Source organism: Thermopolyspora flexuosa, from assembly GCF_006716785.1.
GTDB lineage: Bacteria > Actinomycetota > Actinomycetes > Streptosporangiales > Streptosporangiaceae > Thermopolyspora > Thermopolyspora flexuosa.
Map to the genome: position 1 here is coordinate 3,205,932 of NZ_VFPQ01000001.1, position 21,127 is coordinate 3,227,058.

Sequence of the window (21,127 nt, forward strand, 5' to 3'; positions counted from 1 at the left end):
AACACGCCGTCGGTCAAGGTGCCTGTCCGGAGGCGACATGGTCGGTCGCGGGACCGGGGCGCGGCGATCGCGTGGCATGCCCGGAAGAGCGTTGGCGGGCTCAGTTCCCCGCTTCCCGGTCGGCCGAATCCGTGGCGGCGTCCTTCGGGGCCTCGTTGGGGGCGGGCCGCTCAGGTGCGGGTGCCTTGCCGGAATCCTCGCCCGGTTCGCGGCGGTCGGCGGGCTCGGGCGCCTGATCGCGGGTGGGTTCGGGTGCGGTGTCCCGCACCGGTTGGGGCGCGGGGGCGCCCACCGGCTCAGGCCCCCTCTCCCGCACCGGTTCGGGTGCCGGTTCCCACGCGGGTTCGGGCGTCCTCTCCCGGGGCGGTGCGTCGGGCGTGGAGGTCTGGTGCCCGGCGGGATCCATGGGACGGCGGGGCCGGAAGACGTCGGCGCCGGGATCGACGGGTGCGAAGTCTCCGGTACGGGGCGCACCGGAGGGCGCCGCGGAGCCTCGGAAGGGGTCGGGGGCCTCCTCACCCGGGCGTCGTGCCGCGGGCTCGCCCTGCGGGCCGCCGAACTCGGGGCGGCCGGGCTCCCGGACGGGGCCGGGCCGTGCGGAATCGGTTTCTTCGGTGCGGGGCCGCGGGGGCTCCTGAGGCGGTGCGGACATCCCGCCCGCCGGGGTGGAGCCGGACGCGGAGGCCGCGTCCTTCGACGAGGTGCCGAACCAGTCGATCGGCGAGGGCGTCGTGGCCCGCGACGCGCGGGGACGACGCATCGGCAGCGGGGTCGACGGAGGCGGAGTGGACGGTGGCTCGGTGCGTGCCGCCGGGGAACCGGCCGGCTCGGCTGCGGGGCCGGCGGGCCGTACGGCTCCCGGGGTCGGTTGCGTGGTGGGAGGGGTGGACGCCGCGGACGCGGGCGCGGCCGGGGGCGTCGATCCGGGACCGGGGAAGCCGAAGGGCGGCGTGCCGGAGGCAGCGGAACCGGAGGGGCCGGGGACCGTGGAGGCCGACGGCCGCATGGGTCCCGCCGCGGGGGCGGCGTGGTCGTCGGGCTCGGGGAAGGGGGTCTCCGAGGTGGTGCGTGCGGTGCCCTCGGGCAGGCATGTGGTGCACGCGGTGAAGCCTTCCTCGCGTGCCTCCTCGTAGGTGAGCTCCTCGCTGTCCCGCCCGGCGAGCTGGCGGCAGCCGGGACGATGGAACCTGCGGCGGCCCGGGATGACCTTCACGATCGTGTCGGGCGGCAGCAGGCCGGGCTCGGCGGAGCGCGATGAGGGTGCTGACGGGGGGTAGGGAGCACGAAGCCCGGCGCCTGGCGCGGACGGGGGCGCCTGGGCGTGCGAGGCCATGGCGGGCCCGGCGTGGGGGTGCGGCATGGCGGACGACACCATGCCGGACGTCGCCTGAGCCCCGGGGGCCGCCATGGGACCGGGAGTCGCCATCGGGGCGGGGGTGACGATGGGTCCGGGGGACGCCATCACCCCGGGAGCGGTGGCAACTCCGGGCGCCGCGGCCGAGGCCGGGGGGGCGAAAGCGCCCGGTGCCGTCGTCCCGCTCGGCGCGGCCGTACCTGCCGGGACACCCGGCATCGCCGGCGCCTGCGTGGACGCACCCATGCCCACCGTGGCCGCCGACCCCTGGTCGGGTGCCGGCGAGGAACCCGGGGACGGTCCGTCCGGAGAGGCCGCACCGCTCGGGAAGAGCTCGTGGCGGCGTACGAACGCGCCGATCAGCAGGCACACCGCGGACAGCAGGCTGACCACGATCGACCAGATGACCAGAAACGGTTTCGCGAGCACCACTCCCGCGATGAGCAGGATGATGGCCACGAGCACCAGCGCGGCGCTGATGAGAATCACCAGGGCATCTCCCAGTCGCGGACCTCCCGGCGTTCGCCGGACGTGATCCGTCATCCTAGCGGCGACGGATCACCGCCGTGGCCGTCGTGCCGCCTACCGCCGGTCGGGGTGCGGGCCGTCGGCTCCCTGGAACGCCCCCTGGTGTTGCGGGGCGTCGGGTGCGAACGGGTTCGGGGTGCTCGGAATCTGCGGCTGGCCGACGGGATGCGCCATGGTGTGTCCGCCGCCCATCTGGCCGGAGACGACGGGGAAGCCGCCGCTCGACTCGGCCGAGACGTTGAGCTCCGCGAGCTGGTTCTCCAGGTAGAGCTTGAGCCTGCTGCGGTACTCGCGCTCGAAGCTGCGCAGCTCCTCGACCTTGCGCTCCAGCTCGTCGCGGGTCTGCACGAGCGAGCCCATCGCCTGGCGGTGCCGCTCCTGCGCGTCGCGCTCGAGGGTCTCGGCCCGGGCGCGGGCGTCGGCGATGATCTGCTCGGCCTGCCGGCGCGACTTGGCGAGGATCTCGTCGGCCTCGCGGCGGGCCCGGTTCACCGTCTCCTCGGCCTCGCGGCGGGCGTCGGCGATCGCCTGGTCGGCGGTCTGCTGGGCGAGGGCGAGCACCCGCGCGGCCGTGTCCATGTTGTCCTCGGCCGGCGCCATGCCCATGCCGACGGGAACGGGCTCGGGGCGCACCGGCTCCGGCGGCTTGAGCGGCTCCGGCTGCGGGTTCATCATGTCCGGCTTGGGCTCGGCGGCCACCGGCGCGGCGGCCATGCCCATACCGCCCGGCACCTTGCCGCGGAGGCACTCGGCGAGCTTGGCCCGGAGCTCCTCGTTCTCCTGGATGAGGCGGTCGAGCTCGGCCTCCACCTCGTCAAGGAAGGCGTCTACCTCTTCCTCGTCGTAGCCCGGTCGCAGCCGGGTCGTACTGAACTGCTTGTTCCGCACATCAGCGGGCGTCAGCGGCATTTCGGTCTCCTTGGCGCGCTTTGCAGGTCCGGAGGGGCCGAACCCGGTCAGGCTAGCGCGGACACGACTTGGATCAAGAGCAAGACCACAATGAACAGCACTGTGAAGCTCAGGTCAAAGGCAACGGTACCCAACCGGAGCGGCGGAATGAAACGGCGCAGGAACTTGAGCGGCGGGTCGGTCGCGGTGTACGTGGCCTCCGCGAGCACCAGGACGACACCCTTCGGACGCCAGTAGCGCGCGAACGCCTGGATGGTCTCAAAGATCATTCGGCCGATCAGCAGGACCAGATACAGGGACAGGACCGTCACCACGACGTTCACGAACATGCCCACGACCTCGTCCCGCCTCCGTCCTGGTCTGCAGTCTCCGCGTGTGCACCGAGAGTACCGCGCGCACAAGAACTGTTCATGGTGGAACTCTAGCTCTGGTTGAAGAAGCCGCGTTCCGCGATTCGGGCCTTGTCCTCGGCGGTCACCTCTACGTTGGCTGGGGACAACAGGAACACCTTGTTGGTAACACGTTCGATGGTTCCGTGTAGCCCAAAAACGAGACCTGCCGCAAAGTCGACGAGGCGCTTGGCGTCGCTGTCAACCATTTCGGTCAGGTTCATGATGACCGGAGTCCCCTCCCGGAAGTGCTCCCCTATCGTACGCGCCTCGTTGTACGTGCGGGGGTGGAGCGTGGTGATGCGGGTCAGATCCGTCGTGCGGCGCTCCGGAGCGCCCGGAGCCTGCCTGGGCGGGGGCACGGTCCCCTCGGTCTCGTCCTCGGGGTCGTCGACGCCGGACTGCGAGCCGTGGGCGCCTGCGCGGCCTGCGACGACGCCGCGATCCACGGCGGCCCGGCGCGGCTCGTCGTAGTCGTCGTACTCCTCGTCGTCGTGGTAGGTGTCGTACCTGTCGTAGCGGTCGTCCTCCACAAGACCGAGGTAGACCGCCATCTTCCGCATCGCGCCGGCCATACTCGTCCTCCGTCGTTCCACCGGCTCGAGTCGCCGGCCCGCCACGCGACGGGATCGCCCCTCACCGTCCCGCCGCGCCCGGCCCGGCGTCCTCTCCCCGGCCTTGAGGGCCCATCACGCGGACACCAACGTCCACTTGGGGGACATTACCTGACGAAGGGCTTTCTGCGGCCGAGCAACGCCGTACCGACACGCACGTGTGTCGCCCCGTTTGCTATGGCCTGGTGCAGGTCCCCGCTCATCCCCGCGGAGATCACCCGGGCCTCGGGGTGATCCTTGCGTACGGCCTGCGCCACCTCGGCGAGCCGGGCGAACGCGGGGGCGGGGTCCTCCCCCAGCGGGGCGACCGCCATCACCCCGGCGAGCCGCAGCCCCTCGGTGGCGGCGATCGCGTCGGCGATCTCCGCCACGCCGGCCGGAGGCACCCCGCCGCGCGCCGGGTCCGGCTCCCGCTCCAGGGCCACCTGCACCAGGCAGTCGACCTCGCGGCCGGCCCGGACCGCGGCGGCGCCGAGCGCCCGGACCAGGCGCGGCCGGTCCACCGAGTGGACCATCGCCGCGTACCGGGCCACGGACCTGGCCTTGTTGGTCTGCAGCTGGCCGATGAAGTGCCAGGTGATCGGCAGGTCGGCGCAGGCCGCCGCCTTCGCCGACGCCTCCTGGTCGCGGTTCTCGCCGATGTGGGTGACCCCCAGCTCGACGAGGGTGCGGACGTCGGAGGCGGGGTAGGTCTTGGTCACCGCGATGAGGGTGACCTCGTCCCGGCTCCGCCCGGCCGCGGCGCACGCCTCGGCGATGCGCCGCTCCACCTCGGCGAGCCCGCGGGCGAGCTCCGCCCTGCGGGCCTCCGGATCCGCGGCCGGGCCGGCCGGATCCGGTCGTTCACGATCGTCCACTGTCCGGGTGCCGCTCACACGCCTCGTCGTGCCGTCACTTGAGGAAGTCCGGCACGTCGAGCTCCTCCTCCTGCTCCTCGAACACCACCGGGCGGCGCCGTACCGGCTCGGAGCTCCGGGACGTGATCGGCGTGGCCGCCGGGGGCTCGGTGGGCCGCGGGATGCTCACCGGCGGGGTCGGCGGGGTGTCGGCGTCCCGGGCCGAGCCCTGGTCCTGGGCGGCCGGGGTGATCGGGGTCACCGTCGCCGACGCCTCGGTCTCCGCCGGGACGGGCGCGCTGAGCGGCATGCTCGGCACCGCGGCGGGCGTGCCCTGGGTCGTGCCCTGGCCGCTCCCCGGGGCCGCGTGCGCCGCCGCGGGGCCGCCGTGGCCGGTCACCGACGTGCCGGACACGCCGCCTGACACCCCACCGGACACCCCACCGGACACGGTGCCCGCGTCACCGGGCGCGGTGCCCGGGGACGCCGGGGTGGACGGCGCGGCGGACACCGGAGCCGACCCGGGGGCGGACACGGCGGTCGACCCGGCCGGGGCGGTCCCGGACGACGCGGTGGGCCCGCCGTAGGTCCGCGCGGGCGGCTCGGGGCGGCGCTCCGGCCGCGGCTCCGGCTTCGGCGACGACAGGGTCACCGACGGCCGGGAGGGCGGCTCCGGCGTGGTGGTGCGGGACGGCTGCTGGCGGGTCGCGGCCGGCGAGGACGAGCTCCGCGGCGGCTCGTCGAAGCCGGCCGCGATCACGGTCACCCGCACCTCGTCGCCGAGCGAGTCGTCGATCACCGTGCCGAAGATGATGTTCGCGTCGGGGGCGGCGGCGTTGGCGACGAGCTGGGCCGCTTCGTTGATCTCGAACAGGCCGAGGTCGGACCCGCCGGCGATGGACAGCAGCACCCCGTGGGCGCCGTCGATGCTCGCCTCCAGCAGCGGGCTGGAGACCGCCATCTCCGCCGCGGCCACCGACCGGTCGTCGCCGCGGGCGTGACCGATGCCCATGAGCGCCGACCCGGCGCCGGACATGACCGACTTCACGTCGGCGAAGTCGAGGTTGATGAGACCCGGCGTGGTGATCAGGTCGGTGATGCCCTGCACACCGGAGAGCAGCACCTGGTCGGCGGCCTTGAAGGCGTCGAGCACACTCACCTGGCGATCGGAGATTGAAAGCAGGCGGTCGTTGGGAATGACAATGAGCGTGTCGACCTCGTCACGCAGCGTCTCGATGCCCGCCTCGGCCTGCATCGCCCGGCGCCTGCCCTCGAAGCTGAACGGCCGGGTCACCACGCCGATGGTGAGGGCGCCAAGGGAGCGTGCGATGTTCGCCACGACCGGGGCGCCGCCGGTGCCCGTCCCACCGCCCTCCCCCGCCGTCACGAACACCATGTCCGCGCCCTTGAGGACCTCCTCGATCTCCTCCCGGTGGTCCTCGGCGGCCTTCCGGCCGACTTCGGGGTTGGCGCCGGCGCCAAGGCCTCGCGTGAGCTCGCGGCCCACGTCGAGTTTCACGTCGGCGTCACTCATCAGCAGCGCCTGGGCGTCGGTGTTGATCGCGATGAACTCGACGCCCTTTAGTCCCTCTTCGATCATCCGGTTGACGGCGTTGACGCCGCCGCCACCGATCCCGACGACCTTGATGACCGCGAGGTAGTTCTGCGGTGCTGCCACGACGAGGGGCCTTTCCGCTCGTTTACTTGCATTTCATGGGATCCGGGCTACCGGATCGGCCTCTTCCAAACCCTCACCCTCAAGTTGAGATTTAGAGTTATGTCAACCTGAGGATTGATACGGACAGTAGGGTTGGTCCTCCCCCAGGGTCAACTAACCGCGCCGCAAGCGCGCCCGGCGTGTCGCGCACTGTCCCATTCGCACTCGCCGGCGCGGACCCCGATCGGCGTCCTCACCCCGCCGTTCCGTGATGCCGCGGAAAACCCGCGGCACTGATGATTATGATCTCACCTCCAGCGAGGTTCGCACGTACGCGGCGGCCTTCATCTGACCGTGGCGACGTCCGGGGAGCTCACGTCGTAGCTGCGGCCGGGATGGCGCAGCAGCGACACCAGGACCCGCGCCTTGAGGTCGCCGTGCTCGGCCCCGCCCCAGTTCACGGTGCGCCCGTCGGCGAGGCGCAGGGTCACCGAGGTCGCGCTCTGTGCCCGCACCTCGGCCACCCGGCGGGCGAGCCCGCCGGGCAGGGCGTGCACCGCGGCCAGCGCCGCCCGGGCCGCCGGATCGTCCGGGGCGACCCGCGCCACCCGGAGCCGGGGCAGGCCCTCCGGGGCGGTGTCGCGCAGGCTCACCACCACGCCGTACCGGTCCACGAGCGCCACCCGGCCGCCGGCCTCGGCCACCGCGATCGGGGTGCGCTCGCGCACCCGGATGCGCAGGGTGCGCGGCCAGCCGCGCTCCACCCGCGCCCACTCGATCGGCGGCAGGGCCGCGACCCGGGCCCGCACCGCCTCCAGGTCCACCGCGGCGAGCGGCTCGCCCGTGGCCACCCCGGCCGCACGGCGGATCACCTCGTCCGGGATGTCGGAGTTCCCGCGGACCTCGACCCGGTCCACGCCGAGCAGCGGCGAGAGGAACACCAGCCAGGTGGCCGCCGCGACGACCCCGGCGGCGAGCAGCGGCAGCAGCACCAGGGGCCGGGCACGGCGCCACCGGCCCCGCGGCGCGGGCTCGCCCGCCTCCGTCCCGGCGGGGGCCTCCGCCCCCGCCTCGAGATCCGGATCGCGCTCGGTCTCCGCTGCGCTCATGCCCCCTCGACCACGTCGCGGTCGCCTCACCGTCGAGCCCACCGTATACCGCGGACGCGGATCGGGCGGGCATCTCCGGGGAAGGGCACGCCGGGCGGGTCGTCAGGCGCCGCCCAGCTCGGCCACGATGCGCGGGCCGAGCTCGGTGACGTCGCCCGCGCCCATGGTGAGCACGATGTCCCCCGGCCGCGCCCGCTCGGCGACCAGGGCCGGGACCCGCGTGCGGTCCGGGACGTAGGCGACGCGCTCGGGCGGCAGCGGCACCTTGCGGGCGACCAGCGCGCCGGAGACGCCCGGCTCGGGGTCCTCCCGCGCGCCGTACACGTCGAGCACGATCGCCTCGTCGGCGAGGCCGAGCGCGGCGCCGAACTCGTCGGCGAAGAACCGGGTGCGCGAGTACAGGTGCGGCTGGAACACGGCGATCACCCGCCCGTTCCCGCCGGAGAACGAGGCGACCACGTCGCGCGCGGCGCGCAGGTCGGCCTGCAGCTCGGTCGGGTGGTGGGCGTAGCTGTCGAACACCGCCACGCCGCCCGCCTCGCCCTTGGCCTCGAAGCGCCGCTGGGTGCCGGTGAACGAGGCGAGCCCCTCCACCACCACGTCGGCGGGCAGGCCGAGCTCCACCGCGGCGGCGAGCGCGGCGGTGGCGTTGAGCGCGTTGTGCCGCCCCGGCACCCCGAGCCGTACCTGGCAGGGGCCGAGGCCCGGCCCCTCGACCTCGAAGGTGAGGCCGAGGCCGCGCGGGGTGACCGCCCGGACGCGGTAGTCGGCGTCCGCGGCCGTGCCGTACCGGAGCACCTTCAGGCCGCGGTCACGGGCGCCCGCGACGAGCGCGTCCGCGCCGGGGTCGTCGGCGCACACCACCAGGACGCGGCCGACCCGCTCGGTGAACCGGGCGAAGCCGTCCTGGACCGCCTGCGGGTGGCCGTAGTTGTCGAGGTGGTCGGCCTCGACGTTGGTGATCACCGCGATGTCGGGGGCGAGCATGAGGAACGACCCGTCGCTCTCGTCGGCCTCGGCGACGAACATCTCGCCGGTGCCCTCGTCGGCGCCGAGGCCCGTGGTGACGAGCCGGCCGCCGACGCAGTACGACGGGTCCGCCCCGGCCTTCTGCAGCGCCACGGTGAGCATCGAGGTCGTGGTGGTCTTGCCGTGCGTGCCGGCGATCGCCACCCCGGTCTTGCCCGCCATGACCGAGGCGAGCGCCGCGGCGCGCGGGATGATCCGCAGGCCCTGCCGCAGCGCCTCGCCGAGCTCGGGGTTGGAGTCCCGGATCGCGGTGGACACCACGACCGTGTCGACGTCCTTGACGTGCGAGGCGGCGTGCCCCACGTGCACCCGGGCGCCGAGGTCGCGCAGCTCGGTGAGGATGCCGGAGGCGCGGATGTCGCTGCCGGACACCTTCACGCCGCGCTTGAGCAGGATGCGCGCGATGCCGGACATGCCCGCCCCGCCGATGCCGATGAAGTGCACCCGGCCGAGGCGGTCCGCGGGCACCGGGTCGACCGGCTTGATCAGCCTCACCGGGCGCCCCCGGCGATGCGCAGCACGTGGTGGGCGAGGGTCTCGGCGGCGTCCTTGCGGCCGAGCCGGGAGGCGGCCTCGGACATGATCGCCACCCGCTCGGGGTCGAGCAGGATCGGCAGCAGGGTGCGCACGATCCACTCGCCCGACAGCTCGGAGTCGTGGACCATGATCCCGCCGCCGCCCTTGACGATCGGCTCGGCGTTGAGCGCCTGCTCGCCGTTGCCGTGCGGCAGCGGCACGTACGCCGCGGGCAGGCCGACCGCGGTGAGCTCGGCGCAGGTCATCGCGCCGGCCCGGCACAGCGCCACGTCCGCGGCGGCGTAGGCGAGGTCCATGCGGTCGATGTACGGCAGCACCACGTACTGCGGGTCGCCCGGCGGCGGCTCCTTCTCCACGGTGTTCTTCGGGCCGATCATGTGCAGCACCTGGATGCCGGCCGCGCGCAGCCGGGCGGCGGCGGCGAGCGCCGCCCGGTTGAGGGAGAGCGCCCCCTGGGAGCCGCCGAACACCAGCAGCGTCGGCCGGTCCTCCTCCAGCCCGAAGTACGACCGCGCCTTGTCGCCGACCGCGAACCGGTCGAGCTGGACGATGTCCCGCCGCAGCGGGATGCCCACGTACTGCGCGTTCGGCAGCGGGGTGTTGGGGTGGCCGGTGAACACGTGGTCGGTGAGTCGCGCGCCGAGCCGGTTGGCGAGGCCCGGGCGCGGGTTCGCCTCGTGCACGATCACCGGGATGCCGCGGCGGCGGGCCGCCAGGTAGGCGGGGGTGGCGACGTAGCCGCCGAAGCCCACCAGCACGTCGGCGCGCACCTCGTCGAGGATGGCGGTCGCGGCGCCGACCGCCCCGGCGAGCCGGCCGGGCACGGTGAGCAGCTGGGGCGTGAGCGAGCGCGGCAACGGCACGGCGGGCACCAGCCGCAGCTCGTAGCCCCGCTCGGGCACCAGCCGTGTCTCCAGGCCCCGCTCGGTGCCCAGGCAGGTGATGCCGATGTCCGGATCAATCCGGCGCAGGGCGTCGGCGAGCGCAAGCGCCGGTTCGATATGGCCGGCCGTCCCGCCGCCGGCGAGGACCACCCTCATGTCGGTCCCTTCACTCCACGTGCTCGTCTTTCCGGATCGCGTCCGCGCGGGCGACGCGCTCTGGCCACCGCGCCGCTCAGGCCAAGCCAGCTTAGAGCCCTTGCCATCGGGCCGGGCCCGCGGGCGGCGAGGGCCTGCGCCGCGCCCGGCTCCGTTTTCGCGAACGACAACAACATGCCAAGCGCGGCGAGCGTCGGCAACAACGCGGATCCGCCATAGGACACCAAAGGCAGCGGAATCCCCGTGATCGGCAGCAAACCGATCACCGCGCCGATGTTGACGATCGCCTGCCCCACGATCCAGGCCACGGCGGCCGCGGAGGCCAGGCGGACGAACGGGTCACCCGCCCGGACCGCGATGCGCAGCCCGGCGTACCCCAGCAGGCCGAACAGGGCGACCACGACGAGGGTGCCCATGAGCCCGAGCTCCTCGCCGATGATGGAGAAGATGAAGTCGCTCTCGGCGTGCGGCACCCAGGCCCACTTCTGCCGGCTGCTGCCCAGGCCGAGGCCGAACCACCCGCCGGAGCCCATCGCGATGCGGCCCTGCATCGCCTGGTAGCCCGAGCCCTGGGCGTTCTGCTCCGGGTCGAGGAAGCCGAAGATGCGCTCCAGCCGGTACGGCTCGACCGCGATCATTATGCCGGTGGCGAGCGCGGCCACGCCCATCACCCCCGCGAACAGCCGTACCGGGACCCCGACCACCCACAGCAGGGCGAGGAAGATCAGCAGCAGCACGATCGTGGTGCCGAGGTCGCTGCCGAGCATGACGAGCAGCGCGAGGATCACGGTGCCGGGCAGCAGCGGGATGAGCAGGTTGCGCCACTCGATCATCCCGCGCCGCGCCTTGCGGGCGAGCAGGTCGGCCCCCCACAGCACCAGGCCGAGCTTGGCGGGCTCGGAGGGCTGCAGGTAGAACGGGCCGATGTCGATCCACCGCTGCGCGCCGAGCTGGGAGGTGCCGACGAACAGCACCATGAGCAGGCCCAGGATCGACAGCATCATCAGCGGGTAGCCGGCGAGCCGGAAGAACCGGGGCGGCAGCCGGGAGCACACCCACATGATCGGCACGCCGATCGCGGCCGAGATCGACTGCTTGAGGAACCAGTAGAACGGGGTCCCGGTCTCCTGGATCGCCTCGATGCTCGACGCCGACAGCACCATGAGCAGCCCGAGCGCGAGCAGCAGCATGCTGCACCCGAGCACCAGGTAGTACGACGTGAGCGGCCGGTTGAGCAGCTCGCGCAGCCCGGAGGCCGCCTGGCGGGTACGCGCACGGCCGCCCGCCGGCCCCGCGGGCGCGGGGTCGGCCACCGGTCGCCTCCGGGTCGCCTGCGCGGCGCCCCGGGCGCGCGGGGGCGGCTCCTCGGTCACCCGGCCCTGCCCCCTCCGGTGGTCTCGTGAGCGCCGTCGCCGGCCTCCTCGCCCGGTGCGTCCTCCCGGTACCCGGGCAGCCGCCGCACCGCCCGCGCGAACGCCTCGCCGCGCTCGATGTAGCTGGAGAACATGTCGAACGACGCCCCGGCGGGGGCGAGCAGCACGGTGTCGCCGGGCGCGGCGAGCCGGGCGGCCTCCGCCACGACACGGTCCATGACGTCAGTGTGGTCCGCGGAGACCTCGACCACGGGGACTTTCGGGGCGTGTCGCGCCAATGCGTCACGGATCACGGCCCGGTCGGCGCCGATCAGCACCGCGCCGCGCAGCCGCGGGGCGGCCCGCCGTACCAGGTCGTCGACGTCGGCGCCCTTGAGCAGGCCCCCGGCGATCCACACGATCGACGGGTACGCGGCGAGCGAGGCGGCCGCCGCGTGCGCCTGGGTGGCCTTGGAGTCGTCGACGTAGTCGACCCCGTCCACCGTGGCCACGTGCATGATCCGGTGCGGGTCGGGCTTGAAGTCGCGCAGCCCCTGCCGCACCGCCTCGGGCGGCACGCCGTACGCCCGGGCGAGCGCGGCCGCGGCGAGCGCGTTCGCCACGTTGTGCGGGGCGAACGGGCGCACGTCGGCGAGCTCGGCGAGCTCGGCGGCGTTGCGCACCGGGTCGTCGGTGAACGCCCGGTCGACGAGCAGGTCCTCCACCACGCCGAGCTGGCCGGGGCGGGGCACGTCGAGGGTGAAGCCGACCACGCGCCGGTCGGCCCGGTCCCGGTACGGCGCGGCGAGCCGGGTCGGCCACTCGTCGTCGGCGTTGTGCACGATCACCGGCGCCCGCTCGTACAGCGTGCCCTTGACCCGGACGTACTCCTCGAGCGAGCCGTGCCAGTCGAGGTGGTCGGGGGCGACGTTGAGGATCGCGGCGGCCCGCGGGGCGAGGCTGCGCGACCAGTGCAGCTGGAAGCTCGACAGCTCCACGGCGAGCACGTCGTACGGCCCGCGCACCGCCTCGACGATCGGGGCGCCGACGTTGCCCACCGCGATGGTCTTGCGCCCGGCCGCGGCGAGCATGGCGGCGAGCATGCGCACCGTCGTGGTCTTGCCGTCGGTGCCGGTCACCGCGAGCCAGGGCGCGGCGGCGGGGGGCCGCATCCGCCAGGCGAGCTCGACCTCGCCGATCACCTCGACGCCCGCGGCCGCGGCGGCGGTGAGGAACGGGTGGTCCGGCCGCCAGCCCGGTGAGGTGACCACGAGGCCGGTGCCCTCCGGCGGCCCGGACGGCTCGCCGAAGACGACCTCGATCCCGGCCGCGGCGAGCTCGGCGGCGAGCGCGCGCTGCCGCTCGCCGTCCCGCGCCTCCACGACCACCACGCGGTCGCCCTCGGCGGCGAGCGCGCGGGCGGCGGCGGCGCCCGACACCCCCAGCCCGGCGACGCACACCGTCCGCGCCGACTCACGTCCCACGTCTACGCCCCCCTGTCCGTTTCGCTGTGCGGATCCGTCCGCCGCAGCGCGTCCCACGTGCGGCCCTCCGGTCCGCACGGTGTACCACTGCGGCCCTCCGGTCCGCACGGTGTACCACTGCGGCCCTCCGGCCGCACGGTGTACCACTGCGGCCCTCCGGCCGAACGGTACCGCCCGCGCGCCCGATCACGCGTTCGGCATCCACTCGACGTAGAAGATGCCGAGGCCGAGGGCGACGCAGAGCGCGGAGATCAGCCAGAACCGGACCACGATCGTGGTCTCCGCCCAGCCCGACAGCTCGAAGTGGTGCTGCAGCGGCGCCATGCGGAACACCCGCCTGCCGGTCATCTTGAAGAACCCGACCTGGATGATCACCGAGAGGGTGATGAGCACGCACAGGCCGGCGAGGATGACGAGCAGCAGCTGGGTGCGGGTGGTCACCGCGAGCCCGGCGAGCACGCCGCCGAGCGCGAGCGAGCCGGTGTCACCCATGAAGATCTTCGCCGGCGGCGCGTTCCACCACAGGAAGCCGAGGAGCGCGCCGAGCACCGCCGCCGCGACGACGGCGAGGTCGAGCGGGTCGCGCACCCAGTAGCAGCCCTTGCCGAGCATGCTGGTGCAGCTGTTGCGCAGCTGCCAGTTGCCGATGATCACGTACGCCACGAGCACCAGGCAGGTGGCGCCCGAGGCGAGCCCGTCGAGGCCGTCGGTGAGGTTCACCGCGTTGGAGAAGCCCACGATCAGGAAGAGCACCCAGATCGTGAAGAACACGATCCCGATCGAGGGGCCGAAGTCGCGGAGGAACGACAGCCGCGGCACCGCGGGCGTCACGCCGTACCCGTTGGGGAAGCGGACCACGAGCACGGCGAAGATCGCGCCGACGATGAGCTGGCCGAGCGCCTTGGCGCCGCTGCGCAGGCCGAGGCTGCGCTGCTTGTAGATCTTGATGAAGTCGTCGACGAAGCCGACGACCGCGAGCCCGGCCATGAGCAGCAGCACGAGCACCGCGGACGCCGTCGGCGGCGTCCAGGTCGCGAGGTGGGCGGCGGCGAAGCCGAGGATCGCGGCGAGCACGAACACGGTGCCGCCCATCGTGGGGGTGCCGCGCTTGTCGTGGTGGCCGCTCGGCCCCTCCTCGCGGATGTTCTGGCCGATGCCGCGGCGGGAGAAGATGCGGATCGCGAGCGGCGTGCCGATGATCGACAGGATGAGCGCGACCGCGCCGGCGATGAGGATGTCCCTCAACGCGGGTCACCCCCACCCGGCCCTTCGGCATGGCCCTGGGCGAACCTCTCGGCGAGCACCAGCGCCTCGGCGACCCGCTCCAGACCTGCCGCGCGCGGCCCCTTGACGAGCACCACGTCGCCGGGCGCGAGCCGCCGCAGCACCTCCCGCGCCGCGGCGCCGGCGTCCGGTACGTGGAGCACCTCCCGGGTGGTGCCCGGTGGCCCGGCGTCGGGGGGCGCGACCACGGCGGTGCGGATGCCGCCCGCGCCGGAGAGCACCGGCTCGGCGTTCTCCCCCACCACGGCGAGCAGCTCCAGCCCGGCCTCGTTCGCGATGCGGCCGATCTCCTCGTTGAGCCGCGGCCCGTCGTCGCCGAGCTCGCGCAGCGCGGCGATCACGGCGAACCGGCGCCGGTGGCGCCCGATCACCGACAGCGTCTCGAAGGCGGCCCGCATCGAGTCCGGGTTGGCGTTGTACGCGTCGTTGATGATCGTGACCCCGTCGGCGCGGTCCTGCACCTCCATGCGCCAGCGGCTGCTCGGCTCGGCCGCGGACAGCTCCTCGGCGATCGTCGCCACCGGCAGCCCGAGCTCGTAGGCGACCGCGGCGGCGGCGAGCGCGTTGCTCACGGTGTGCCGGCCGTACAGGCGCAGCCGTACCGGGGCGGCGCCCGACGGGGTGCGCAGCGTGAAGGCGGCGCGGCCGCGCTCGTCGAGCGTCTCGTCCTCGGCGCGGATGTCGGCGGACGCCGAGCGGCCGAACCACAGCACCCGGGCCCGGGTACGGCCCGCCATCTCGCGCACCCGCGGGTCGTCGGCGTTGAGCACGGCGACGCCGTCCTCGCCGAGCGCCTCGACGAGCTCGCCCTTGGCCCGGGCGATCGCGTCCTTGCCGCCGAACACGCCGAGGTGGGCGGTGCCGACGTTGAGCACCACGCCGATGTGCGGCGGCGCGATCCGCGCCAGGTGGGCGATGTGGCCCACCTCGCGGGCGCTCAGCTCCAGCACGAGGAAGCGGGTGCTTGCGTCGGCCCGCAGCACGGTGAGCGGGTGGCCGATCTCGTTGTTGTACGAGCCCACCGGGGCGACCGTCGGGCCGATGCGGGCGGTGAGCCGGGCGAGCAGGTCCTTGGTGGTGGTCTTGCCCGCCGACCCGGTGACGCCGATCACGGTCGTCTCCTTCAGCTCGGCCACCACCGCCGCGGCGAGGGCGCCGAGCGCGGCGACCGGGTCACCGACGATCACGGCGGGCGCCTCGACCGGGCGGGCCGCGAGCACCGCGACGGCGCCCGCCTCGCAGGCCTGGGCGGCGAAGTCGTGCCCGTCCACCCTCTGGCCCTTGAGCGCCACGAACAACGACCCCGGCTCCGCCTCCCGTGAGTCGATCACCACGGGGCCGCGCACCTCGGCGTGGGGGTCGGCGATGCCCGTGAGCGCGCCGCCGGTGATCTCGGCGATCCGCCCCAACGGCAAGGGGATCATGAGTCTTCCCTACTCTCCATATGTCTGCTCCGGGCTCATCCGGCCGGAAGTGGCTCCGGACCGCGCCCCGTCCCGGCTTGGCGGCGCCGGGCGATCGCGGCGGCGACGGCCTCGCGATCGTCGAAGGGCAGGATCTCGCCGCCGACGTACTGGCCCTGCTCGTGGCCCTTGCCCGCCACCACGACCACGTCGCCGGGGCGGGCGCGTGCGATCGCCAGTTCGATGGCCTGCGCGCGGTCCGGCTCTATGATCACATGTGCGCGTTCCTGCCGGGGCACGCGCACGGCCCCGTCGAGCATCTCCGCGAGGATGCGCAGGGGGTCCTCGCTGCGCGGATTGTCGCTGGTGAAGATCGCGACATCGGCGAGCCGGGCGGCCGCCTCGCCCATCATCGGGCGTTTCGCCCGGTCGCGGTCGCCGCCGCAGCCGAGCACGACGGTGAGCCGGTTCGCGGTGACCTCGCGCAGCGAGCGGAGCACCGACTCCACCGCGGCGGGCTTGTGCGAGTAGTCGACGATCGCCTGGAAGTCGCCGTCGGTGGGGACGCGCTCCATGCGGCCGGGCACGCCGCGCAGCGTGGCCACGCCGTGCACCGCGGTCTGCAGCGGCAGCCCCGCCTCCACCAGCGCGACGATCGCCCCAAGGGCGTTGGCGACGTTGAACGGGCCGGGCAGCGCGACGGTCGCGTCCGCCTCCACCCCGCCCGGGCCGACCACCCGGAACGTGCTGCCGTCCGCGCCGAGCCGTACGTCGGCGGCGCGCCAGTCGGCCTCGGCCGCGCCCTGCGCGGAGAACGTGGTGAGCGGGATCTTGGCGATGCCGGTGAGCTCCCGGCCCCGGTCGTCGTCGACGTTGACCACCCCGACCCGGCTCATCTCGGGGGTGAACAGCCGGGCCTTGGTGGCGAAGTACTCGTCCATGTCGCGGTGGAAGTCGAGGTGGTCCTGCGACAGGTTGGTGAACAGCGCCACATCGTAGACCACCCCGCCGACCCGGCCGAGCGCGAGCGCGTGGCTGGAGACCTCCATCGCGGCGGCGGTGACGCCGCGCTCGCGCATGAGCGCGAACAGGCCGTGCAGGTCGCTCGCCTCGGGCGTGGTGAGCGAGGCCGCGAACCGCTCCTCGCCGACCCGGATCTCCACCCCGCCGACCAGGCCGGTGCGGTGCCCGGCGGCGCGCAGCGCGGCCTCCAGCAGGTAGGTGGTGGTGGTCTTGCCCGCGGTGCCGGTCACGCCGATCAGCAGCAGCGACCCGGCCGGGTCGCCGTACACCCACGCCGCGACCCGGCCGAGCACGGCCCGCGGGTCCGGCACCACGAGCACCGGCACGCCGGTGCGCGCGGCGGCCTCGCGGCCGTCCGGGTCGGTGAGGATGGCGACGGCGCCCGCGGCCACCGCCTGGCCGGAGAACCAGGCGCCGTGCGCGCTGCGGCCGGGCAGGCCGACGTACAGGTCGCCGGGCCGTACCCGGCGCGAGTCGATGCAGACGCCGGTCACGGCGGCGAGCGGCGCCCGGTCCGAGCCGGCGGGCGCACCGAGCAGGTTCGCCAGGCCCGACAGCGGCCGGGGCGGGTTCGTCGCGGGTCGCATCATGGTCGACGGGGGACGCACGGGCGAGAGCGTACCGCTCCGCGTCGTCATTCGGCGTGAAGGCGCATCGGAGGCGGCGTGGTTCCGGTCGGCGGGATCTTCTGGGTCTTCAGCGCGAACGTCATGACATTCTTGAACACCGGGGCGGCGATCTGGCCCCCGTGGTAGTTGTCCCGGTCCTTGGGGTCCTGTATGACGGCGAGCACCACCAGGCGCGGCGCGTCCGCGGGCGCGAACCCGACGAAGGTGGCCGTGTAGCCGCAGTAGCCCCGGCAGCTCTCGTCGTACCGCTGCGCGGTGCCGGTCTTGCCCGCCACGCGGTAGCCGTCGATGTGGGCGAGCTTACCGGTTCCGCCCTCGCCCACGGCGGCCTCGAGCATGAGCGCGAGGTCCTTGGCGGTGCGCTCGCTGATCACCCGGGTGCGCCTGCCGGGCGCGGCGGGCGTGAAGTCCTTGCCCTTGCCGGTGCCCGCGACGATCCGCGGGGTGACCCGCACGCCGCCGTTGGCGATCGTCTGGTACACGCTCGCCATCTGCAGCGCGGTCACCGCCAGGCCCTGGCCGAACGCGACCGTGCAGCGCTGGCTGCCCGACCAGGTGTCCCACTTCGGCAGCAGCCCGGCCTCCTCGCCGGGGAAGCCGCCGCCGGTCCTGGCGCCGAACCCGAACGCGCGCAGCGCGTCGTACAGGGCGCGGTCGCCGATCCGGTTCGCGACCATGATCGTGCCCACGTTGCTCGACCGGGCGAGCACCCCGGTGAAGGTGTACGGCCGGACCGGGTGGTGCTCGGCGTCCTCGATGACGCGGTCGGCGCAGCGGATGCGGTCGGCGACCCGCAGGACGGTCTCCGGGCGCACCGCCCCCGCCTCGAGCGCGGCCGCGGCGGTGATCACCTTGCCGGTGCTGCCCGGCTCGAACACCTCGCTCACCGCCCGGTTGACGTGGTTGCGGACGGGCTCGTCCCGCCAGCGGCTCAGGTTGAGCTCCGGGGCGTTCGCCATGGCGAGCACGTCGCCGGTGCGCACGTCCATCACGATCACGCTGCCGCTGCGGGCGCCGGTCGCGGCCACCTGGTCGGCGATCGCCTTCTGCGCCGCCCACTGGATGTCGTGGTCGATGGTGAGGCGGACGTCGCGCCCGTCCACCGGCGGCTGCTGCGAGCTGCGGGTGGTGGGGATGCGCAGGCCGTTCGCGCCGACCTCGACGCTCTGCCGGCCGTCCCGGCCGCGGAGCACCTCGTCGTAGGCGGCCTCGATGCCGGACAGGCCCTTGCCGTCGTCGCCGACGAAGCCCATGAGGCTGCCGGCGAGGTCGTCGCCCGGGTAGAGGCGGCTGTAGCGGGGCTTGGCGCCCACGCCCGCGAAGCCGCGGCCGAGGATGCGCTTGGCCACGTCGGGGGCGGCGTCGCGGGCGACGACGAGGTAGCGCCTGTCGGTCTGGGCGAGCTTGTCGTCGATCTCCTTGCGGGGTTTGCCGAGCTCCTTGGCGAGGGTCTCGGCGACCTCGGCGCGGCGGGCCGGGTCGACGGCGGCCGGGTCGACGTAGATCTCGCGGGCCTCGGTGGTCATGGCGAGCGGGCGCCCCTTGACGTCGGTGATCGTGCCGCGGCGGGCGGGCAGCCGCTCCGGCTGCACCCGCTGCTGGGCGGCCTTCGCCTCGTAGACCTTGGAGTCGAGGCCCTGGAGCTGGACGAGCCGCCCGGCGAACAGCGACAGCACGACCGCCATGCCGACCAGCCCGATGTTGATCCGGCGGGCGGGGTTGCCGAGCCGCACGATCGCCGGCGGGCGCGGCGGCGGGCCCTGCGGCGGCCGGGGCGCGCCGGGCCCTCCGTTCCCCCGGGGACGGCGCGGAGCGCCCGCGTCACGGGCGCCGTCACGCGGGTCGCGCCCGGGCCGCGGGGCACGCCGGGTCCGGTCGGCGCGCGGCGCGCCGGAGGCACCGTCGGGCCCGCCCGCGCGCGGCTCGCGCTGGGCCGCACCCCGGGTTCGGTCGCGGGGCACACGGGGCACGCCACGGCGCGCGCGGTCGTCGCCGCGCGGGCGGGCGGCGCCGTCCGGCCCGGCCGTACCGTCCGGGCGTCCCGGGACGCCGTCGGGGCGGCGCGGCCGCCGTACCGGGCCGTGCGGGTCACGCCGGCCCGCCCCGGGGCCGCCCGGGCCCCGGCGCCCGCCGGTGCCACGGCCGGGTCCCGCGCCACGGCCGTCGCCGTCTCTCACCGGGCAGGCCTCCTAGCGGGACGGCGCCGGGGTGATGAACTCGGGCGCCGAGTCGTCCGGGTACACCCCGTACCTGCGCGCCTCCCGGTCGAGGTTGGCCGCGCTCTCCAGCCGGGCGTTGGCGTTCCGCGTGCGCTCCTGCTGTTCCGCGATCCGGCGGTTCTCCTCGCGCAGCTCGCTCGCCCGGAACGACTCCTGCGCGAGCACGATGTTGAGCAGCAGCAGGCTGATCAGGCCGCCGCAGAGCAGGCCGACCAGCAGCAGCACGAACGGCGCGCGCGGCGGGCGGGTGCGGCCGACGGAGCGGGGCCGGTCGGGGCGTGCGGCCGCCGCGGGCGCGGCCGTGCCGCGACCGGGGCGCGGCGCCGGTGCGCGCCGCGGGCGGGCCTGGTCCGGGCGCGGCCGCGCCGGGGCCTCCCGTACGGCGCGCTCCCCCGCCCGGGTACGCGCCCGTGCGGCCGCGGCCGTGCTCCGTGCCGCCGCCTGGCGGGCACGCCGCGCCGCCGGGGCGCCGGTCGCCGTGGCGCGCCGGTCCCGGCGGGCCGCCTCGCCCGCGACCTGCGCGCCGCGCTCGAGCAGGGGCGTCCGCCGGGTGGCGGTGCCGCGCCTGACCTCGCTGTCCGTCTTCATCCTTGGCGGATCCTTTCTGCCGCCCGCAACCGGGCCGAGGCGGACCGCGGGTTGCGGGTCACCTCTTCGTCGGTGGGAAGCTCGGCCCCCCTGGTCAGGAGGCGGAACGTCGGCTGGTGTGCCGGCAGGGGGACCGGCAACCCTTCGGGGCTGGTGTCCTTGGTCCGTGCCGCGAGGATCCGCTTCACGAGCCGGTCCTCGAGTGAGTGGTAGGCGAGCACGACCACGCGCCCGCCCACGGCGAGCGCGTCGAGTGCGGCGGGGAGCGCGCGCTCCAGCGCGGCGAGCTCCCCGTTCACCTCGATGCGCAACGCCTGGAACGTCCTCTTGGCCGGATTGCCACCGGTTCGCCGGGTCGCCGCGGGGATCGCCTCGCGGACGATCTCGGCGAGACGCGACGTGGAGGTGATGGGACGCCGGGCGCGTTCCCGGGCGATCGCCTGGGCGATGCGCGCGGCGAACCGCTCCTCGCCGTAGTCGCGCAGCACCCGGGTGAGCTCGGCGACGGGGTAGGTGTTGACGACGTGCTCGGCGGTGAGCTCCTGCTCGGGATCCATGCGCATGTCGAGCGGGGCGTCGTAGGAGTAGGCGAAGCCGCGTTCGGGCTCGTCGAGCTGCGGGCTGGACACGCCGAGGTCGAACAGCGCCCCGTGGATCCGCTCGTGGCCGCTGCGGCGGAGCACGTCGGGAAGCTCGTCGGAGACCGCCCGCACGATCGTGACGCGATCCTCGTACGGGGCGAGGCGCGATGTGGCGCGGGCGATGGCGTCCGGATCGCGGTCGATGCCGATGAGGTGGAGCCGGGGGTGGGCGGCGAGCAGCGCCGCGGCGTGCCCGCCGAGGCCGAGGTTGGCGTCGACGATCACGGCGTCCGGCGCGGAGGCCACGGGCGCGAGCAGCTCGAGCACACGATCGAGCATGACCGGGACGTGCCCGCTCTGCTCGATGTGTCCGGAACGCATGCCGTAGCCCCCCTTTTCGCGTATCCGTGACTCGGTCCCCCCGTCGGCCCCCACCTGAAAACGTCGTTCAGCCAGCGCCGGGCGGGCCACACCCAAGCGGCCGCCGCAAGGCGGCCGGCGGCGGCGTCTCCCTCGCCAGGCGCGGCTTGCGCGCCCCGAATCGTCCGGCCAGGTCCCCATC

The 21,127-nt window shown here is 74.6% G+C and carries 17 protein-coding genes; 1 reads left to right on the forward strand and 16 read right to left on the reverse strand.

The window, feature by feature from the left end; genetic code table 11:
* Positions 1–665: 665 nt before the first annotated feature.
* The gene (locus tag FHX40_RS13530) at positions 666–1,133 is read left to right on the forward strand and encodes a hypothetical protein (RefSeq protein WP_142259943.1); all 468 of its coding nucleotides are present in this window, start codon (positions 666–668) and stop codon (positions 1,131–1,133) included.
* Between the two features lie 803 nt (positions 1,134–1,936).
* Here FHX40_RS13530 and FHX40_RS13540 read toward each other — a convergent pair.
* The 16 genes from FHX40_RS13540 to rsmH form a co-directional block, all read right to left on the reverse strand.
* Entirely contained in the window at positions 1,937–2,791 is an 855-nt protein-coding gene (locus FHX40_RS13540; RefSeq protein WP_142259945.1) for a DivIVA domain-containing protein, read from the reverse strand.
* Positions 2,792–2,838: 47 nt separating this feature from the next.
* Positions 2,839–3,120, reverse strand: coding sequence for a YggT family protein (locus FHX40_RS13545; RefSeq protein ID WP_142261768.1), 282 nt, complete (start codon positions 3,118–3,120; stop codon positions 2,839–2,841).
* Between the two features lie 92 nt (positions 3,121–3,212).
* Positions 3,213–3,755 carry a cell division protein SepF gene (locus FHX40_RS13550; protein WP_142259946.1) on the reverse strand — a complete coding sequence of 181 codons (543 nt, stop codon included), beginning with the start codon at positions 3,753–3,755 and terminating at the stop codon, positions 3,213–3,215.
* A gap of 146 nt (positions 3,756–3,901) precedes the next feature.
* A complete protein-coding gene (locus tag FHX40_RS13555) occupies positions 3,902–4,651 on the reverse strand; it encodes a YggS family pyridoxal phosphate-dependent enzyme (RefSeq protein WP_211350439.1) in 750 nt (249 codons plus the stop codon).
* 34 nt (positions 4,652–4,685) lie between these two features.
* Positions 4,686–6,308, reverse strand: a complete 1,623-nt coding sequence (ftsZ, locus tag FHX40_RS13560) for a cell division protein FtsZ (RefSeq protein WP_142259948.1) — start codon at positions 6,306–6,308, stop codon at positions 4,686–4,688.
* 323 nt (positions 6,309–6,631) lie between these two features.
* Positions 6,632–7,396, reverse strand: a complete 765-nt coding sequence (locus tag FHX40_RS13565) for a cell division protein FtsQ/DivIB (RefSeq protein ID WP_142259949.1) — start codon at positions 7,394–7,396, stop codon at positions 6,632–6,634.
* A gap of 102 nt (positions 7,397–7,498) precedes the next feature.
* A complete protein-coding gene (murC, locus tag FHX40_RS13570) occupies positions 7,499–8,920 on the reverse strand; it encodes a UDP-N-acetylmuramate--L-alanine ligase (RefSeq protein ID WP_142259950.1) in 1,422 nt (473 codons plus the stop codon).
* Entirely contained in the window at positions 8,917–10,002 is a 1,086-nt protein-coding gene (gene murG / locus FHX40_RS13575; RefSeq protein WP_142259951.1) for an undecaprenyldiphospho-muramoylpentapeptide beta-N-acetylglucosaminyltransferase, read from the reverse strand. Before murG ends, murC begins: the two co-directional genes overlap by 4 nt.
* The gene (gene ftsW / locus FHX40_RS13580; protein WP_142259952.1) at positions 9,999–11,375 is read right to left on the reverse strand and encodes a putative lipid II flippase FtsW; all 1,377 of its coding nucleotides are present in this window, start codon (positions 11,373–11,375) and stop codon (positions 9,999–10,001) included. The genes murG and ftsW overlap by 4 nt, the downstream gene beginning before the upstream one ends.
* On the reverse strand, positions 11,372–12,838 hold the full coding sequence (gene murD / locus FHX40_RS13585; RefSeq protein ID WP_142259953.1) for a UDP-N-acetylmuramoyl-L-alanine--D-glutamate ligase: 1,467 nt from the start codon (positions 12,836–12,838) through the stop codon (positions 11,372–11,374). Before murD ends, ftsW begins: the two co-directional genes overlap by 4 nt.
* Before the next feature lie 186 nt (positions 12,839–13,024).
* Positions 13,025–14,083, reverse strand: coding sequence for a phospho-N-acetylmuramoyl-pentapeptide-transferase (gene mraY, locus FHX40_RS13590; RefSeq protein ID WP_142259954.1), 1,059 nt, complete (start codon positions 14,081–14,083; stop codon positions 13,025–13,027).
* A complete protein-coding gene (locus tag FHX40_RS13595) occupies positions 14,080–15,546 on the reverse strand; it encodes a UDP-N-acetylmuramoyl-tripeptide--D-alanyl-D-alanine ligase (RefSeq protein ID WP_142259955.1) in 1,467 nt (488 codons plus the stop codon). The genes mraY and FHX40_RS13595 overlap by 4 nt, the downstream gene beginning before the upstream one ends.
* Before the next feature lie 35 nt (positions 15,547–15,581).
* Positions 15,582–17,135 carry a UDP-N-acetylmuramoyl-L-alanyl-D-glutamate--2,6-diaminopimelate ligase gene (locus tag FHX40_RS13600; RefSeq protein WP_142261769.1) on the reverse strand — a complete coding sequence of 518 codons (1,554 nt, stop codon included), beginning with the start codon at positions 17,133–17,135 and terminating at the stop codon, positions 15,582–15,584.
* 47 nt (positions 17,136–17,182) lie between these two features.
* Entirely contained in the window at positions 17,183–18,913 is a 1,731-nt protein-coding gene (locus FHX40_RS13605) for a peptidoglycan D,D-transpeptidase FtsI family protein (protein WP_483409805.1), read from the reverse strand.
* Positions 18,914–19,366: 453 nt separating this feature from the next.
* Positions 19,367–19,984, reverse strand: coding sequence for a cell division protein FtsL (gene ftsL / locus FHX40_RS13610; protein WP_142259957.1), 618 nt, complete (start codon positions 19,982–19,984; stop codon positions 19,367–19,369).
* Entirely contained in the window at positions 19,981–20,946 is a 966-nt protein-coding gene (rsmH, locus tag FHX40_RS13615; protein ID WP_142259958.1) for a 16S rRNA (cytosine(1402)-N(4))-methyltransferase RsmH, read from the reverse strand. Before rsmH ends, ftsL begins: the two co-directional genes overlap by 4 nt.
* Positions 20,947–21,127: the final 181 nt, after the last annotated feature.

Coding starts and splice junctions, on each gene's coding strand:
- FHX40_RS13540 (WP_142259945.1), bottom strand. CDS start 2,791: ATGCCGCTGACGCCCGCTGATGTGCGGAACAAGCAGTTCAGTACGACC.
- FHX40_RS13545 (WP_142261768.1), bottom strand. CDS start 3,120: ATGTTCGTGAACGTCGTGGTGACGGTCCTGTCCCTGTATCTGGTCCTG.
- FHX40_RS13550 (WP_142259946.1), bottom strand. CDS start 3,755: ATGGCCGGCGCGATGCGGAAGATGGCGGTCTACCTCGGTCTTGTGGAG.
- FHX40_RS13565 (WP_142259949.1), bottom strand. CDS start 7,396: ATGAGCGCAGCGGAGACCGAGCGCGATCCGGATCTCGAGGCGGGGGCG.
- murG (WP_142259951.1), bottom strand. CDS start 10,002: ATGAGGGTGGTCCTCGCCGGCGGCGGGACGGCCGGCCATATCGAACCG.
- FHX40_RS13595 (WP_142259955.1), bottom strand. CDS start 15,546: ATGATCCCCTTGCCGTTGGGGCGGATCGCCGAGATCACCGGCGGCGCG.
- FHX40_RS13600 (WP_142261769.1), bottom strand. CDS start 17,135: ATGCGACCCGCGACGAACCCGCCCCGGCCGCTGTCGGGCCTGGCGAAC.
- ftsL (WP_142259957.1), bottom strand. CDS start 19,984: ATGAAGACGGACAGCGAGGTCAGGCGCGGCACCGCCACCCGGCGGACG.
- rsmH (WP_142259958.1), bottom strand. CDS start 20,946: ATGCGTTCCGGACACATCGAGCAGAGCGGGCACGTCCCGGTCATGCTC.